Genomic DNA, 17,151 nt, shown 5'->3' on the forward strand with positions numbered 1-17,151 from the left:
GGTCAACTCACCCCTTGACGGCGCCGGAGGTCAGGCCGGCGACGATCCGGCGCTGGAAGAACAACACGAAGAGGATGATCGGGATCGTGATGACCACGGCCGCCGCCGCGATCGACCCGGCCGGGTCCTCGAACTGCGAGCTGCCGGTGAAGAACGACAGCGCCACCGGCACGGTCCGCGACTGCTCGGTCGAGGTGAGCGAGATCGCGAACAGGAAGTCGTTCCAGCAGAAGATGAACACCAGGATCGCCGTCGTGAACACACCCGGCGCGGCCAGCGGCGCGATGACGCGACGGAACGCCTGCCCCGGCGTCGCACCGTCCATCTTCGCCGCCTTCTCGAGCTCCCAGGGGATCTCGCGGAAGAACGCCGACAGGGTGTAGATCGCGAGCGGCAGCGCGAACGTGATGTACGGCAGGATCAGGCCGGGCCACGTGTCGAACAGGCCGAGCGAGCGCTCGATCTCGAACAACGGCGACACCAGCGAGACCTGCGGGAACATCGCGATCAGCAGCGAGACGCCCACCAGCAGGTTCTTGCCGGGGAAGTCGAGCCGCGCGATGGCGTAGGCGGCCATCGTGCCGAACACCACCGCGATCGCCGTGGCGATGATCGCGATGCCGATGGAGTTGATCAACGCGCGGGTGAACTCCGACGTCGAGAAGATGTTCTGGTAGTTCTCCAGACTCCACTCGCGCGGGATGAAGTTGCCGTCCGACAACGTCGCCGAGGACTTGAACGACAGCGACACGATCCACAGCACCGGGAACAGCGCGTAGATCACGACGACCGTGTTGAGCACGCCCCAGCCCCACTTCTTGGCCGGGGTCTCCGCTCCTCCGATGCCCGCCATCAGCGCTTCCCTCCGTCGTCACTGCCGGGGGCAGCCGTGCCGAAGAGCTTGATGAACACGAACGCGATGATCGCGACCATGATGAATATCAGGACCGACATGGTCGACCCGATACCGAGGTTCAAGCCCTTGATGAGGTTGTTGTAGGTCAGCATCGACACCGACGACGTGCCCTGCGAGCCCGCGGTGAGCACGAAGAGGTTGTCGAAGATCCGGAACGCGTCGAGCGTGCGGAACAGCAGTGCGACCAGGATCGCCGGCTTCATGATCGGCACGGTGATCCGGATGAACCGCTGCCACCCGCTCGCGCCGTCCATCGCGGCGGCCTTGAGCAGGTCGTCCGGCACCAGCGCCAGGCCCGCCATCAGCAGCAGGGCCATGAACGGCGTGGTCTTCCAGATCTCCGCGATGCTCACGACGATCAGCGCGGGCACCTTCTCGGTCAGCACCGGGTCGCCACCCAGGGCTTCGGCGAGGTAGCCGGTGCCGGGCGTCCAGGCGAAGCGCCAGGAGAACGCGGCCACGACCGTGACGATGCCGTACGGGATCAACGTCGTCGTGCGGACGATGCCCCGGCCGACCAGCGCCCGGTGCATGATCAGCGCGAGCGACATGCCCAGCACCAGTTCGATCGCGACCGTGACGACGGTCAGGACGACTGTCACCCACACCGCGTTCCACCAGTACGGGCTGCTGAGCACGGTGACGTAGTTGTCGAACCAGATCCACTCGGTGCGGTCCGGGAACTTCAGGTCGAACCGCTGCATCGACAACAGCAGCGAGTAGAGGATCGGCCAGCCCGTCACCGCGACCATGGTGAGCGCGGCGGGGGCGCAGAGCAGCCAGCCGAGCCTGCGCTCGGCCTTCTTGCCCTCGCTCAGCGCCACCTTCTTCTTGGGCGCGCTTTCTGTTGCTGTATCTGGTTTCTCTGCTACAGCGTGGCTCACGGCAACACTCCCTTCGAGTCGAGAGCGTCCTGAAGTTCCTTGCGCAGCCTGTCTCCCGTCGCCTGCGGGTCGATGCTCGCGGGCGGCGACAGAATCGTGGAGATGACCGTCGAGACGTTCTGGTAGGCGGGCGTGCTCGGCCGCGCGCTCGCGTTCTCCAGCGTCTTCTTGATGTCGTCACGCATCGGGTACGCCTCGGCCATCTCGGGCTCGTCGTAGACGGACCGGATGGTCGGCGGCACACCGTCCTTGAGCGCGGCGAGCTTCTGGCTCTCCGCACTGCGCAGGCACGTCACGGCGTCGAACGACTCGTTCGGGTGCGTGGAGTAGTTGCTGACGGCGTAGTTGATCCCGCCGACCGTGACCTTCGCCTGGCTGCCGCTGAGCGTCGGGTACGGCGCCCACTTGAAGTTCTTCGCGAAGTCAGGCTTCTTCTGCGCCGCCGCGTAGACGTACGGCCAGTTGAGCTGGAACGCCGCGTTGCCGTTCTCCATGGCGAGGCGCGCGTTGTCCTCCGCCGCGTTGGAGAACGACGGGTCGATCGCCTTCGACGTGGCCAGCTTCTTCAACGCCGCCAACGCTTCCACGGCCTTGTCGTCGACGATGGCCTTGGTGCCGTTCTCGTCGAGGATCTTGCCACCGTTGGAGTTGACGAGGGTGTTGTACAGCACGACGAGCCCCTCGTACTGCTTGCCCTGCGCGACGATCTGACCGGGCTTCCCCTCCGCCACCAGCGCCTCGGCCATGGAGATCATCTCGTCCCACGTCGTCGGCGGCTTGGCCACGAGGTCGGAGCGGTACCAGAGCAACTGGACGTTGGTGTTGTCCGGAGCCCCGTACAGCTTGCCCTCGTAAGTCGCCGTCTCCAACGGCGCCGGCAGCGTGTCCTCAGACACCTGGGATTTCACCGAGCCGGTGAACTCCTTGATCCAGCCCGCCTTCGCGAGCTCGGCCGTCCACGTGACGTCGAGCCCGAGCACGTCCATGCTGTCGTCTTCCGCAGCGAGTCTGCGCACCATCTGCTCGCGCTGACCGTCCGCCTCACGCGGCAGCTTGTTGTAGACGATGTTGTAGCGCCCGCCGGCCTTCGCGTTGCAGCTGTCGACGATGGCCTGGAAGTTCTCCTGCGGGTACTTGTAGACGTTCACGGTGATGCCTTGGTCGCCAGACCCGCACGCCGTCAGAGTTCCGGCCGCCAGTACCGCGGCTCCCACTCCGGCCGCGAGTCGATAGCGCCTTGTCGCACCCATCGGCCCTGCCTCCTTCCCGACTGCACGGAGGAGCCAGACCGCAGCGCCCGGCACCCCTTCGTGCCACCGGCCGCACCGGGCGGACCGGTCAGATGAACCTAAGCCGGGTGATCACAGGCCGCAACCAAGGGAAGCAACGATTCAGAACCAATGGACTTATGAAACCTTTAAGAGCTGGGGTTCACCGGCCGCATCGCGAGCTTCGCGAGCAGGTCACGGCCCTTCTCGGCCGACTTGGGGTGACACAGCACGTCATACCTGTTCGCGACCAGTTGGGACGCGGACTGGAAGTCCCTCTTGCCCTTCGCCGACCCGTACCCGACGGCCGCGAACACCAGCCCGAAGAACACACCGGTGATCAGACCGGTGAGCACCGGCCCGACCGTCACGCCAGGCTCAGGGCTGAACAGCGTGAGCAGCAGCCCCACGAACAGACCGAACCACGCACCACTCGCCGCACCGGTCATCAGCACGCGACTCCAGGTCAGCTTGCCGGTGATCCGCTCGACCAGCATCAGGTCGACGCCGACGATCATCACGTCCTGCACCGGGAAGTCCTCGACGGCCAGGTGGTCCACCGCCCGCTGCGCTTCCTCGTACGTGGCGTAGGACCCGATCGGCCAGCCCGTCGGCGGGGTGGGCAGGCGCGGAGGCACGCCGGGCCGGTTCGGGTTGGCGAACGGACTCGTCACGGGGACCACCTCTGTCGGACGCGCTGATCGTTCCATCCTGCCAGTGCCCGCTACCGAGTGCTGCGATGCCTACGGGTGTTTTGCCGGGATCGGGCCGGCCGGGTCTCCGGCCGGCCCGATCCACAGCGGTCAGGACGTGCGCAGCTCGCCGTCCTCGCCGGTGACGACAACCCGCCGCCCGAACACGGCGATGTCTCCTCCTGGGTGCACGTGCACCTGAGCCGGCGTGCCGTCTCCGTTGTCGACCTCCACGTCGACCCAGGTGCCGGGCTCGACCGAGATCTCCAGTCCGCTCCACTCGGTGATGAAGGTGAACGGGCCTTCGTGGTCCTCGTCCACCGACAACCGGAACTTGATGTGGTCGGGGTAGTTCACGAGCTCAGCCATCGACCCTCACTTCTCCAACAAGCCCATGTAGTGCTGCATGAGATCCCTTCGAGCACCTGCGGTCGCGTTTTTCGGATTGGCTGCGAAGTCCGTCGCATAACCATCGCGCCAGAGTCGCACGTCGTCGTGCGTCAGGCCGATCTCGACCAGTCGCTCCTTCGTCATGGTGCGCTTGAACTCCTCCGCGCCCGCCACCTTCACTCCCCAGACGTCGCGTCCGAAAGCGGGGCGGTTCGGATAGCCGAGGCGCTTCCACACGTCGTCAGCCGCGCTGAAGTCCGTGACCGCGCGGATGCGATCACTCTTGTTGACGTTGGCGCCGCCCTCTTCCGGGCAGTTGTGCACGAGCACCGCGGTCTCGTCGGCGACCACGTAGTAGGTGTGGACGCTGTCGACCGTCAGGTTGTACGTGCGCATCGACGCCGCGTAGGTGCGGGTGTCCGCTACCTCGGTCCGGCCGTTGCCAGGCGACAGGAGCAGGTCGCCGGATTCGAGCTCACCGGCGTTCGTCCACGTTCCGGCACTCGCGTTGTAGAACGGGTGGTGGGCCGTGGCCCGGATCATCTTGTCCCCGGTCGGGGTCGAGACGACGACGTCGACGTACTCCTTGTCCTCATCGGTGACGATGACGGCCACAACGTCGTGCAGCTCGGTCTGCCCGCTCTCGGCCTTCTCAGGGTCGTTGTTGGCGATCTTGTCGCCGACCTGGATCTCATCGATGCGCTTGGCGGTACCGTCCGCCATCAACACCAGTGTGTCGCCGGAGAAGCTGTTGGGGCACTTCACCGCCTTGGCCGCGCTCTTGGGGATGATCTTGCTCGGGATCCCCGGATCCATCGCCGCGGCCCAGCCGCTCTCGATCGCGCCGTCCAGCGCCGCCTGCCACGGATCCTCACCGTTGAGCGACGCCGACGTGGCCGCCGCGGCCGCACCACCCGCCGCCGCGCAGAGGATCGCGATCCTGCCCCTGGACAGGTAGTCGCATGCCGCGGTGACGAGGACGCCCCTGCCGAACGCGCAGTTCTCGTCGAAGCAGCCACGCGGCCCGCCCAGCTTGGCCACCTGCACCGGGTCGAGCATGCCCTCGAAGCCCCTGTTCGGGCGCCCTTCGGCGTCGAACATGCGGCTCCAGCCGTTGCGCGTGTACGGCTTGGCGGGTGCGGGGAGGTAGTTGGCGTCCACCGTGATGTCGCCGTTGGCGTTCTTCGCGGCGGGCAGGTAGCCGTGCACGTCGGGCCAACCCTGGTACGACTTCTCGCCGCACCCGTCGCACCACAGGCCCGTCGGGTCCGAGAATGTGATCGGGCTGTTGTTCGAGTACGCGAACGGGTTCCACTGCTGCGGGTCGTTCTGGTCGAAGACCGGGTCGACCGAGAGGAAGCGACCGATAGCCGGGTCGTACTGGCGGGCGCCGATGTTCACGAGTCCGGTCGACGGGTCGTTGGTGCCGCCGACGAACCCTCGCTCGCCGGGGAACGCGGCGGAACCGCGATAGCCGCCGAACGGGAGCTGGCGGCGCTTCGTCACCTGGAGCGTGGCCTTGTCGACCGCGATCTGGGACGTGCCCTGGTGGTCCGAGGCGAGCCAGGTGATCTTGGTCTTGCCTTCGCGCATGGCGACGGTCTGGCCGCCCTGCGAGTAGTAGCGCGTGGCTACGGCCTTGGTGGCCCCCTTGGTGAGGCGAAGTTCCTGCATGCCGAGGTAGAGCGTGGTGCCGTCGGGATCGCGGCGCAGCAGGCGGCCGCCCTCCGCCGTGTAGAGGTACTTGGTCTCCTTGGCGCCTTCGGTGAGTTTGGAGACCTTGCTCTCGACGTCCCAGTCGAGGTTCTGGACGGCGCCCGCGAGGTTGCGGGTCTTGGTGTTGCCCGCGGCGTCGTACGTGAACTGGTCCAGGCGGCTGCCGCCGGGGCCCTGAGTGGTCACGGACTTCAGGTTGTGGGCGCCCGCGTACTCGTAGGTGCGGGTGGTGTCGCCGCCGGTGGCCGCACGCTGGATCTCCTTGGTGCGGTTACCGGTCTTGTCGTACTCGTAGGAGTGCCCGTACTGCGTCGCGCCGGACAGCGCCGCCGCCGACGGGTCACCGCAGTTGCCGCTGACCGTCCACGCCTGGGTGAGGCGCCGCAGGTAGTCGTACGAGAAGCACTGCTTGTCGACACCCAGCACAGTGGAGTCCGAAATGGACTGGATGTTGCCCGCGTCGTCCTGGCCGTAGACGACGTCGGCCTGCTTCGGTTGTGCAACCTCAGCATCGACGATGTAGCGGTTCATGCGACGCGTGCTGTCGTCGTAGTAGTACGAAAGCCACGCCCGCTTGGTGCCCGCTCCGAGTTCGAGGCGGTAGAGCTCACCGAGCCGGGTGTAGTTGGTGTTGTTGACGAGCGTATCGGTGCCCATGCCGGACAGACCGCCGAACGTCTTGGTCTGACGGCCGAAGTCGTCGTAGCTGTGCGACACGGTCTCGGCCGGCATGTCGGCGTTGGCGACGGCGCTGAGGCCCTGCGACGACGTGCTGCCGTCCGGCCGGTACACGAAGCTCGTCTTGTAGGTGCCCTTGAGCACGCCCTCGACGTCGGGGATCTCGGTCTGCACCGACAACGGCTTGTTCAACGACGAGTAGGCGTTGACGCGGTTGGTGTAGGCGTTGCCGTCGACGTACCTGGTCGACGACGCGGGCAGGCCGAGGCCGTAGCTCGCGGTGTCGTACTTGTACTCCTTCAGCGTGGTCGCGCCGGACTTCACAGTCGTGGCACGGCCCAGCACGTCGTAGTCGTACGTCAGCGTGCTCTGCAACGCGTCGGTGGACGTCTTCAGGCGGTTGAGCTCGTCGTACGTCTTCGTGGTGACACCGCGGTCGACGTCCTCGCTGCGTACCTCACGGCCACGCAGGTCGTACTCCCAGCGCCACGTGTTGCCCGACGAGTCGGTCGCGGACGCGAGCTTGCCCGCGGCCGAGTAGGTGTACCGGGTCGTGTCGTGGTCACCGCTGGCCGTCAGACCCTTGTACTGCCACAACTCGATCGTGCGGCCCTGGACGTCGAGGACCTTGGTGGTCGGCGTGCCGCCCTTCGGGGGCGTGACGTCGACGCGATCACCGCCGTAGGCGTTGGTGGTGCGCCACTTCTCCTGGCCACCGGCCTGGAAGATCGTGTGCTGGTTGCGACCCGCGCCGTCGAACTCGGTCCTGTTGAGGCCCGGGACGTCGGTCTCCGAGAACACCAGCAGGCTCTTGTCGACCGTCTGGTTGTTGAAGAACGGCTGGGTGACGCGGGACGTGCGGCCCTGCGTGTCGTACCTGGTGTCGACGACGACGCGGCCCCCATCGGTCTGTGCCTGGGTCTGCCGCAGCCGGTACTGGCCGTCGTAGACGACGGTGCTGGCGAGGTAGTTGCCGTTCGGGGCGAGCTGCTTGGTCGTCACCGCGCTCGGGGCGTCGCGACTGACGCTGTACTCCATCGACTGCGTCGGCTCGTCCGGCCAGTCCTCACGGGGACGGTTGGCGAGCCAGACCTTCGTCGTCCTGCCGAGTGCGTCGAGCGCCGCCTCCGTCACGTTCTCGTTGGGGTCGACCATCTTGATCTGCGTGCCCCACGCCGGTGCGAGTGTCGACGTGACGACGTGACCGAGCGCGTTGGTCGTCACCAGGCCGGTGACAGGACCGGTGGCGGGGGTGTACTCGGTCTTCGTCGTGTTGCCGAGCGCGTCGGTCGCGGTGAGCGTGCGCCCGTAGACGTCGTAGGTGGCGGTGGTCGCCGTCGTCCACACCGGACCGGCGGCGGGCCGCTGGCCGAGCAGTTCGGCCTTGGTCAGGTTGCCGACGGCGTCATAGGTGTTCTTGACCGCGTTCAACGCCTGTGCGGGGAACGTCGCCGGGACGTCGCAGCGCACCGCGACGGTCTCGGACTCCGCGACAGAGGTCCACCGCCACCGCGGCTCGTCCTGCACGTAGGACGTCCTGGTGCACTGGTCGTCGGCGTCGGTGGCGAGGTCACCGAGATCGTTGGTCTCGACGATCTGACCGTGGTCGTCGTACTTGACCGAGTTCTTCGTCTTGCGCCACCCACCGGACCGCAGCGCGGTGTAGGCGGTCGTCGACTCGCGTGAAACCCAGTACGACCTGTAGTCGCCGCGGGTCGCCGTCGGCCCCACCACCACGGGCACGGCGATCGACTTGGTCAGCACGGTCTCGCTCGTGCCGTCGTGCACCTGCGACTCGAACGCGATGCCGGACAACCAGTCCGCGTCCTCGCGCTCGACGCCTTCGGAGTCGGTCACCTTGGCCGTGCGCGTGCCGTTGTTCGGCAGCTTGTCGCCGTGCATACCACGGTAGAAGCGGTCCTCGGTCATGGTCACCGGGCCGTAGGGGTCGCTGTCGTGACCGGTGCGCACGCGGACGCGGCTGTAGCCGCGGTACTCGTTGTAGGTCCGCTTGTCGTCCTTGGTGAACTCGGACTGGTTGCGACGCCAGGCCGCGCCGTCCAGGTACTCGTACCGGACGACCTGCTCGGCGCTCGCCGCCACGCGGTCGGACGTCGTGATGGACTCGACGACGTACTTGTGGAAGTAGTCCTCGCGTTCCGCGCCCTGCGGCGGCGCCCACTTCACCGGGTAGCAGCGCAGGGTGTTGGACTCGGGGTTGGCGGGCATCGACTGGCCCGGCACGCAGTCGGGGTTCGCGTACTTCACGACCGTGACGCCGCCCGCCTCGGAGACGACACCGGTGACGCGGTAGCGGTTCAGCGGGCCGACGCCGGTCGGGGTGTCGACGCGGTTCGGGCTCTTGGCGCCCTCGAAGCTCACCTCCGGCAGCGGGATCTCACCGCCGACGAGACCGGTGTGCTGGATGCTCTTCAGCCACAGGGCCGCCTGGTAGGCGTCGTCGGTCTTGGGGAACTCGTGCTGCAACGTCCAGCGGTCGACGTTCTGGTAGCCGTCGCCGCTGCGGACCTGGGTGGTGATCGTCGACAGGCGCTTGGTGGACCAGAACGACGGTGCGTACTTGTCCTTGCAGGTGGCGGCGTCGCAGTTGTCGGTGACCGCGGCGTCCGGCCAGTTCTCCTTCTTCGCGAAGGTGCACTCGCTGTCCTTCACGCAACGGTCGGCCAGGCCGAACTCGACGCGACCGGCGGCCGGGGCGGCCACGTCGTCGCGCAAGCCGTACTCGACTGACTTCAGCGTGCCGGCGCGGACGTACGGGACAGAGGCGTCCTTGAGGTTCTTCCCGTACTTGTTGGTCTCGGTCTCGTAGTTGTAGAGGATCACGTTGCCGCGCGGGTCGACGGCCTTGTCGAGCATCCAGCGCCAGGCTCGGTCGCACGACGAGGCGTCGAACGTGGTGCCGTGGCAGGGTTCTCCCGCGTCGTCCCCGAACACCGGGACGGTCCAGGTCGACTTCGAGCCGGCGCGGGTCCCGAAGAAGTACTGCGTGCCGTCGGCGGTGGTGATCTTCCACGACTCGTTGAAGTGGTCGCCGTTGCCGGGCGTTGTGGTGCGCTCGATGCGCGACCTGTCGTCCTGCTTCAGGCGCCACGCACCGGTCTGGTCGTCCTTGACCAGCATGCCGCCCTTGCTGCCGAACGACGCCGTGGCGTTGTCGCTGCGCCAGCAGAGGTCACCGGTCTTGGGCGGGGTCGTGCCGCCCTCGGTGTCCGTGGCACACGGGCCGTAGGCGCGTTCGACGTACCCGGCGGACAGGTCCCAGCCGTCGCCGATCCAGGACGGCTGGTTGTTGGTGGCCGAGGTCAGGCCGTCCACTGCGGACGAGCGGTAGGACAGGCCCAGCGACGGCACGAAGCCGCCAGGGGCCGGGGGGACGCGGAGCGGGTAGGACCAGGAGAAGTCGCCGCTCTGCTTGGAGACCTCCCACGAGGAGGAGGCCGAGAACGGGGTGGCGGCGAAGGAGCCGCCGCCCGGGGTGTTGCTCGCGGCCGGCTGGTTTCCCGACAACGCCCGGGAGGTGGCCTCGTCCGGGCCTCGGGACGCGAGGGAGCCGTTGGTGGTGGCCACGGACGAGACGTCCGGGGCGTTGACGGACGGGCCCGGGGCGGCGATCGCCTGCTGTTCGACGGCCACGGAGACCGTCGACAGGGCCAGGCAGACCGCCAGCCCTCTGATGAGGGCGCGCTTCAGTTTCATGGTGGTGCTTCTCCCCCAGGTCAGAAGGTCGGAACGACGGTGGGCGCGGACTCGAGGACGTAGCCCAGGCGCTGCTGGAGCTCGTGGGTGCCGCAGCCCGTCACCGAGTCGAAGCGGTTGAGGTTGGGGATGCCCGTCTGCTTGCAGCGGTCGAGGGGCTTGGACGCCAGGCCCGCGGGCGGTGAGGTGTAGACGCGGCCGCCGCCCGAGATGCGGGTCTTGCCGTCGCAGTTGGCGTCGAGCGAGGTGTAGACGTCCGAGCCGTCCTGGCAGATGTTGAGGTTCGCCGTCTGGCCGGGGATGTCGACAAGCAACGTGATGCCGAGCGGTCCTTCGCGGTAGTAGCCCGGCGCGGTGGTGTGCGGCGAGCTCCAGTGGTCGGTCGGCCACTGGCCGTTGATGTGACGGCTCAGCACCGTGTAGGCGCGGACCCAGCCCAGCTGCTTCTGGACGGTCGAGCCCTCGCAGTTCTCCGCCGTCGAGTCGAACCTCTGGACGCCGTTGGAGCAGCGGTAGAGGCCGATGACCGGGATGTTGGTCGGCTTGACCGAGTAGATCGCGCCGATCTCGCTCAGCAGCGTCGCTCCCTCGCAGTCCGCCTGGACCGCGGTGAAGTGGTCCTCGCCCTGCTTGCAGGAGTAGAGGCGGACGGTGTTCGGGTCCGTCGGCGGCACGGTCATGCCCCGCGGCGTCTCGAAGCGGTAGCCGGGCAGTGCGGGCACGTCGGTCGGACCGGTGTAGTGCTCGCCCTTGTCGTTGAGGAAGCGGCCGAGCTGGCCCGCCGCCGGCAACGGGCGTGAGGCGTTGGCGAGGATGCGGGCCTCAGGAGCCATGCCCTTCTGCACGCGCACCTCGTCGATCAGACCGGCGAAGTGGTCGGCGTCCGCGCCCTGCGCCTTGGCCCTGCCCACCACGAGCCGGCCCTCGGAGTTCCACGTCTGGGCCTTCTCGGTACCGGCGAGCTTTCCGTCGACGTAGAGGCGCAGCTGTCCCGCCACGTGGTCGTACACGCCGGCCAGGTGGGTCCATCGGCCCGGCACCGCCTCGGACGCCGAGAGCGCCTTCGTCATCGGCGCCGCGTCGGCGTCCTGGACGTGCGTCCCGAACGACCACCGCTTCGACTCGGCGCGGTACTGCAGGGCGAAGCCGCTCACGCGGTTGCCGTCCTGGCTGAGCACCGTGTAGGTCCGCTTGTCGTCGTCGAGTCGGGCCCACGCCTGCACGGTGAAGCTGTCGCGCGAGTTCACGCCGAACGCCTGGGCCGGAGCGGAGGCGTTCCCGTCGAACTTGATCGCCGAGCCGAAGACACCCGGCACGTACGACGTCCCGCTCGACGGAGTCAGGTGGTTCGCCCGCCACGAACCGTCGTTCGCGTTGTTGCCGTTGAAGTCGTAGAAGCCGAACTCGTTGGGCGGCATGTCGTCGTGCACCTTGCCGACCTCACCCGCGGTCAGCGCACGGCTGAACACCCGGACGTCGTCGACGCCCCGGAACCACCAGCTCCCCTTGACACCGTCCCACTTGCTGCGGCCGATCGTGAACGGACCGGTGGCGTTCCAGCCGACCACGCCGATCTGCACGGCCGACAGCACGCCGTTGACGTACAGGCTCAACCTGTTCAGGGCAGAACTCTGAGGGTTGGCCTCGTAGACGACGGCGAGGTGGGTCCAGCGGGCGAACTGCGCGGGCTCGGACGAGACGAGCACGGTGGCCGAGCCGCCCTGCTCGTCCTTCTGCGGCGCGACGACCGCCCATCGGCCCGAGTCCCCGTTGTAGGACAGGACGAACGAGCTGTCGAACGTGCCGTCCTGCGCCAGGATCGACCGGTTGCCGGTGATGCCGCTCTCCGCGTAGACCCAGGCGGAGGCGCTGTAGCTGCGCGAGGTGTCGATGATCGGCCCGGTGGTCTCGCCCGCCTGGTTCGACCCGTTGAGCCACGTGCCACCACCCGTCGGTCCGCCGACCCAGCCGGAGCCGGGGCTGAACGTGACCGTGTTGTTCCGGCCGCTGCTGTCCGCCGCCGTGGTGCCCGCCCTCTCCTTCAGCTTCCAGTGACCGGCGTCGGCGACGGGCAGCGTCGCTGCCGGCTGGTCCTTCTCCGGGTAGGACCGGAAGAGGCCGAACACGCCCTCGTTGTCCAGCGCGCCGGTGTAGAAGCGGACGTCGTCGATCGAGCCCTTCCAGCGTTCGGCGGGAGCGCTGCGGAGCTTCGCCCGGCCGATCTGCAGGCCGCCGTTCGCCTGCCAGGTCGAGTTGACCACGCCGTCGCCGACGCGGTTGCCCTGCACGTAGAGCAGCACCTGCTTCGAGGCGCGGTCGTACACGCCGACGAGGTGCACCCACTCGGTGAAGTCGTCGACCTGCGCCGACACCGCGGCCACCGTGACCCTGGTGGCGTCGGTGTCGTCCTCGGTCATCTCGAAGACCCAGTTGCCCATGTGGTCGCGGTCCTTGATGAACCCGAGCCGGAACTTGCTGTTGTGCTCGCCGTCCTGGCTCACCGCGACCCGCTTGCAGTTCGCGGTGCACTCCTCCGGCATCCGGACCCAGGCCGACACGGTGAAGTTCTGGTCGGTGCGGGCGACAGCGCCGGTCGAGATGTCGGCGTTGGTGCCGTTGAACGTCGCGGCGTTGCCGAGCCGGCCGACGCCGAACGCGGCGTTGGTCAGCGTGCCCGCCTTGCCTCCCACGGAGTCCGCGGCGTTGGTGCCCGCGCTCTCGTCGAACTGCCACTTGTGCGCGAGGTTCAGGTCACGGCCGGCCTTGGTGGCGATCTCGTCCCCGAACAGCACGCGGTTGTGCACCTCGACGTCGTCGATCGCGCCCGGGAACCGGTCCACGTCGGCGCCGTTCCACTGCGCGCGGCCGATCTGGAACCGGCCGTCCGGCCTGTCCCACGCGTCCGGGTTCGTGGCGGACGCGGACTCGACTCCGTTGACGTACAACGTCATCCGGTCGCGGCCGGCGTCGTAGGTGGCCGTCAGGTGGGTCCACGTGCCGAGCTGTGCGACCGAACCGATGGCGCGCGGCCAGGTGCTGCCGCCGTTCGTCTGGTCCTTGCTGAACATCGCGAACGCCCAGCGGCCGTCCGGCGTGGCCTGGAGCTGGAACGCGCTGACCGCGTTGCCGTCCTGCGACAGCACGGCCGGGTAGCGGTCGGTGACGACCTTGTCGAGGCGGGCCCACGCGCTGATGGTGAAGTTGCGCGAGGTGTCGACCGCGTGGCCCGCGTTCAGGGACGCGCCCGGAACGCCGGTCAGGCGGACGGCGAGGTCCTTCGGGTCGGAGTTCTCGCTCTGCCCGCTCACCCACTCGACGGGGTTGCCCAGCGTCAGGCCGCCGTTGTTGCCGGACGAGTCCACGCCGTCGCCGTCGAGCCGCCACTGGCGGACCGGGTCGGCGTCGAGCTTCACGATGTCCGCGACCTCGTCGGCGGCGAGCACCCTGCTGTGGACGCGGACGTCGTCGAGGTCACCGCGCAGCGCGTTGCCCTGCTGGTCGTTGCCCATGACGAACGGGCCGGCCGAGTCCCAGAACGGCTTGGTGGCCGCCGCGCTCACCGCGGGCGGGCCGCCGTTGACGTACAGGGTCGCCTTCTTGGTGCCCGAGTCGAACGTCGCGGTCAGGTGCGTCGGGGTGTTTGCGACGGCACTACCGGGCGCGGTCTGCGCCAGCACGTTCCACCCGGTCTGGCCGTTGCCCTCGGTCATGCCGAACTGCCAGCGCCCGTCCCGTTGCTGGAGCACGAAACCACTGGAGTCCGGGCCGTCCTGCGACAGCAAGGTCATCGGGCCGTTGGTGTCGGCGAGCGTGACGGACGCCGACACGGTGAAACTCTTGTCCGTGCGCACGACCGGGCCCGTGGTGCGGATCTGGCCGGAGCCGTCGAACCGCACGGCCTGGTTCTTCGGCTGCGGGCGCTGCTCGAAGAACGAGACACCGCCGGATAGGGTGGCGGACTCGCCGTTGGTCGTCGAGTTGCGGGCGACCGCGGTGGAGGGGTCGTCCTCGAACCGCCAGTGCGCGGCCTGGACGTTGTCGCGCCGGACCTCGGCCCGCACCTCGGCCTCGGTCAACGGGCGGTCGTACATCCGGACCTCGTCGATGCCGCCGCGCCACCAGGTGTCGCTGCCGGTGCCGGCCTTGCCCTGACCGATGCGCAGGACGCCCGCCGCGTTCCACGGCGTGGTGCTCGCCGCCGAGGTGCCCTGGAGCTCGCCGTTGACGTACAGCTTGACCTGGCGGTTGTCGGAGTCGTAGACGCCGGTCAGGTGGGTCCACGCGCCTTCGGTGGGTTCTTCGACGGACCTCACGAAGACCACGCCGGTGCCGGGACCGTTGTCCTGATGTGGCATCAGGAACACCCAACGCTTGCTGCCGCCCTCGTAGCGCAGGCAGAACCCGCAGGTGGTGGTGCCGTCCTGGGAGACGGCAGTTCCCCAGGACCCGTCGACGCGGTCCACCTTCAGCCAGGCGGACACCGAGAAACTCGTGTCGGTGCGCACCACGTTGGGCGCGGTGGCGTGCGCGCCCGAGCCGTCGAGGCTCAACGCCGATCCCACCGGGCCCGAGGTGTAGGTCGCGGTGCCGTGCGTGGTGCCGTGCCGGTCACCGAGGTAGGCGCTGTCGTTGACGTTGCCGTCCAACGCGTACTGGGCGATCGCGCCGCTGCCCGCGCGCACGTAGATGTGGTAGGTCCGGACCGGACCGGGGTTGCCCGCCTTGTCCCTCGGGCGCACGAACAGGTCGCGCGGTCCGTCGCCTTCCGGCGTGAGCGTGACGGTCGCCGTGCCGCCCAGCCGGTCCGCGTTGACCGACTTGGTCATCTGCGGGTCCCAGCCGTAGTCGAACCTGTCGATGTCAGCGTCCTTGGCGGTGAAGGTGAACTTGCCCGCCACCGTCGTGCCGCCGTGCCAGCGCCCGTCCTCGGGGTAGGTGAGGCTCGAGACGTCCGCCGCGTTCACGGGCGCGACGCGGTCGATCCGGAACTGCTTGTTGCCGAGCCGGTAACCGCCCTGCTTCTGGCCGTCGGAGGCCGCCACGTACCACGTGACCAGGCGGTCGTTCTCGACGTTCGCGAGCGAGACCTCCCGCGCTCCGATCGAGCCCGAGCCGTGCGGACCGGAGGAGAGCACGCGCTTGTTCTGCTTCGCCGGGTCGCCTGGAACCACGTCGTCGTAGACGTCCCAGACGCCGTTGACCTGGTCACCGTCCGGATCGGACAGGGTGGCCTTGAGGGTGATCGTGGAGCTGCCCACCCAGGGCATGCCGCCGCAGTTGGCGCAGGCGACCGGGTCCGGCTCGGTGAACGGGTTGTCCGGCGTGTTCGGGGTGCCGTTGTAGTAGATGACGAGCTTGGACTCGTTGGGGTTGAACTTGCGCCAGTAGTTCTGGTCGCCCTCGTTGCCCGCGCGGATCGAGAACGTCGAGTTGCCGCCCTTGTCGATCTGGGCGGGGAAGTTGTTCGAGGTGAACGACAGGTACTTGTGGCCGGAGCAGTTGCTGTAGACGGCGGGGATGCCGAGGTTGCTGATCACGCCCCAGTCGGCGGGCTGGTTGGCCCAGTTCGTGCCGGAGCCGACGTCCCACTGGGACTGGAACAGGCTGTGCGTGTGCGTCACGTTGCACGTCGGCGAGTGCACGACGGCGACGTCGAGGCGTGCGGACGAGATGTCCTTGTTCGCGAGGAAGCTGGTGTTGTACTGGAAGTACGTCCTGGTCTTCAGGTTCCAGCCGTAGGCCTGGCCGGACCTCGCGGTGGGGTTGATGCCGATCCACCAGGCGTTCGTGTCCTCGGCCTGGGTGTCCCAGCCGTTCCAGTGCGTGCCGTTGCGCATCGCGGCGGTGCCGTCGTCGTAGACCGTGGTCCAGCCGTCGTTCGTGCCGGTGTGCGGCGCGGGGTCGACGTACACCGGGTAGACGGTCGCGGGGTCGCTGAACATCGCGAGCGGCGGCACGAGGGTGAGCGAGCCGTCCGCGAGTTCCACGCCCACGACCTGCTGGTCGGTGCGCGGGACGTCCGGGTGCACCGGCTTCTTCGAGTCCCACATCAGCGACGCGGGGACCTCGAACACCTTGGCGCCGGCGGTGTCGACCATGTCGAACGCGCCGTTCTCCCCGGCCTTGAGGGTGAGGCCGTCGGTCTTCACGCCGAACTTGACGCGCGCGACCTCCTTGGCGGCGTCGCTGTTCTTCACGACGAGGAGCTGCTGGTAGCCGTCGTTGCGGGCGACCATCCGCAGGTCGACGCCGGGCAGGACCTCGGAGTAGAGGGCGGACGAACCTTCGAGCGAGGGCTTCGGCAACGTGCCGGGCCAGCTCAGTTCGAACGTCTTGCCCGCCTTGCTGAGCTTGACCAGCGGCTCGTTCACGCCGCCGTCCGAGAAGGCGAGGCCGACCTCGGTGGCCTTGGGCTGAACCCTGCCGTCGGCGGGCTCGAGTGCGGTGTCGATCGACGTCCACTCGCCGTCGCGCTGCACGCGCGTGGGAACCGTCGAGAGAAGGGCCTTCAGCTGACCGTTGGGCTGCGCGAACACCTCACGCGTCGAGGTGCGCATGTTCAGCGCCTCGACCTCGGTGCCCTGGGCGCGAGCGGCCACGAGGGCCGTGCCGGTGTCCGGGGCCTCGGTGATCGGGGCGGCGACGGTCGGAGCCTTCGGCGCGCTCGCGGTGACGACGACGGCGGTGGCCGCGATCGTCACCGCCAGCAACGCCCCGGCAATGCTTCTGGGCGCGCGCAGGCATGACAGCCTGGCCGCCTCTCGGCGGTCGGACAAGTGGATCCCCCAGGGTCGCGCGCATGTCCCCCGACAACACGCGGACTAAACATCAACGGGCGGAATCGTCACAAAAGGCAGCCCGAATACCTATAGTCCGAATGGGTGACGGTG

7 protein-coding genes are annotated in these 17,151 nt (G+C 68.2%); all 7 read right to left on the reverse strand.

The window, feature by feature from the left end; genetic code table 11:
- Positions 1–7: 7 nt before the first annotated feature.
- On the reverse strand, positions 8–853 hold the full coding sequence (locus ACFWNN_RS13880) for a carbohydrate ABC transporter permease (protein WP_382440252.1): 846 nt from the start codon (positions 851–853) through the stop codon (positions 8–10).
- Positions 853–1,800: a carbohydrate ABC transporter permease gene (locus tag ACFWNN_RS13885; RefSeq protein ID WP_382440253.1), complete on the reverse strand. Its 948-nt coding sequence runs from the start codon at positions 1,798–1,800 to the stop codon at positions 853–855. The genes ACFWNN_RS13880 and ACFWNN_RS13885 overlap by 1 nt, the downstream gene beginning before the upstream one ends.
- On the reverse strand, positions 1,797–3,050 hold the full coding sequence (locus ACFWNN_RS13890) for an ABC transporter substrate-binding protein (RefSeq protein WP_382440254.1): 1,254 nt from the start codon (positions 3,048–3,050) through the stop codon (positions 1,797–1,799). Before ACFWNN_RS13890 ends, ACFWNN_RS13885 begins: the two co-directional genes overlap by 4 nt.
- A gap of 167 nt (positions 3,051–3,217) precedes the next feature.
- Positions 3,218–3,778, reverse strand: a complete 561-nt coding sequence (locus ACFWNN_RS13895) for a general stress protein (RefSeq protein ID WP_382440255.1) — start codon at positions 3,776–3,778, stop codon at positions 3,218–3,220.
- A 93-nt stretch (positions 3,779–3,871) separates the two neighbouring features.
- Positions 3,872–4,129, reverse strand: coding sequence for a hypothetical protein (locus ACFWNN_RS13900; RefSeq protein ID WP_382440256.1), 258 nt, complete (start codon positions 4,127–4,129; stop codon positions 3,872–3,874).
- 6 nt (positions 4,130–4,135) lie between these two features.
- Entirely contained in the window at positions 4,136–10,261 is a 6,126-nt protein-coding gene (locus ACFWNN_RS13905; RefSeq protein WP_382440257.1) for a polymorphic toxin-type HINT domain-containing protein, read from the reverse strand.
- Positions 10,262–10,281: 20 nt separating this feature from the next.
- Positions 10,282–17,037 carry a LamG domain-containing protein gene (locus tag ACFWNN_RS13910; protein ID WP_382440258.1) on the reverse strand — a complete coding sequence of 2,252 codons (6,756 nt, stop codon included), beginning with the start codon at positions 17,035–17,037 and terminating at the stop codon, positions 10,282–10,284.
- Positions 17,038–17,151 lie beyond the last annotated feature (114 nt).

Source organism: Lentzea sp. NPDC058450 (assembly GCF_042721395.1).
In the GTDB taxonomy this organism is placed as follows: domain Bacteria; phylum Actinomycetota; class Actinomycetes; order Mycobacteriales; family Pseudonocardiaceae; genus Lentzea.

Excerpts from the sequence above, each read along its gene's own strand:
- ACFWNN_RS13900 (WP_382440256.1), bottom strand. The coding sequence starts at position 4,129 with ATGGCTGAGCTCGTGAACTACCCCGACCACATCAAGTTCCGGTTGTCG.
- ACFWNN_RS13905 (WP_382440257.1), bottom strand. The coding sequence starts at position 10,261 with ATGAAACTGAAGCGCGCCCTCATCAGAGGGCTGGCGGTCTGCCTGGCC.
- ACFWNN_RS13880 (WP_382440252.1), bottom strand. The coding sequence starts at position 853 with ATGGCGGGCATCGGAGGAGCGGAGACCCCGGCCAAGAAGTGGGGCTGG.
- ACFWNN_RS13890 (WP_382440254.1), bottom strand. The coding sequence starts at position 3,050 with ATGGGTGCGACAAGGCGCTATCGACTCGCGGCCGGAGTGGGAGCCGCG.
- ACFWNN_RS13895 (WP_382440255.1), bottom strand. The coding sequence starts at position 3,778 with ATGGAACGATCAGCGCGTCCGACAGAGGTGGTCCCCGTGACGAGTCCG.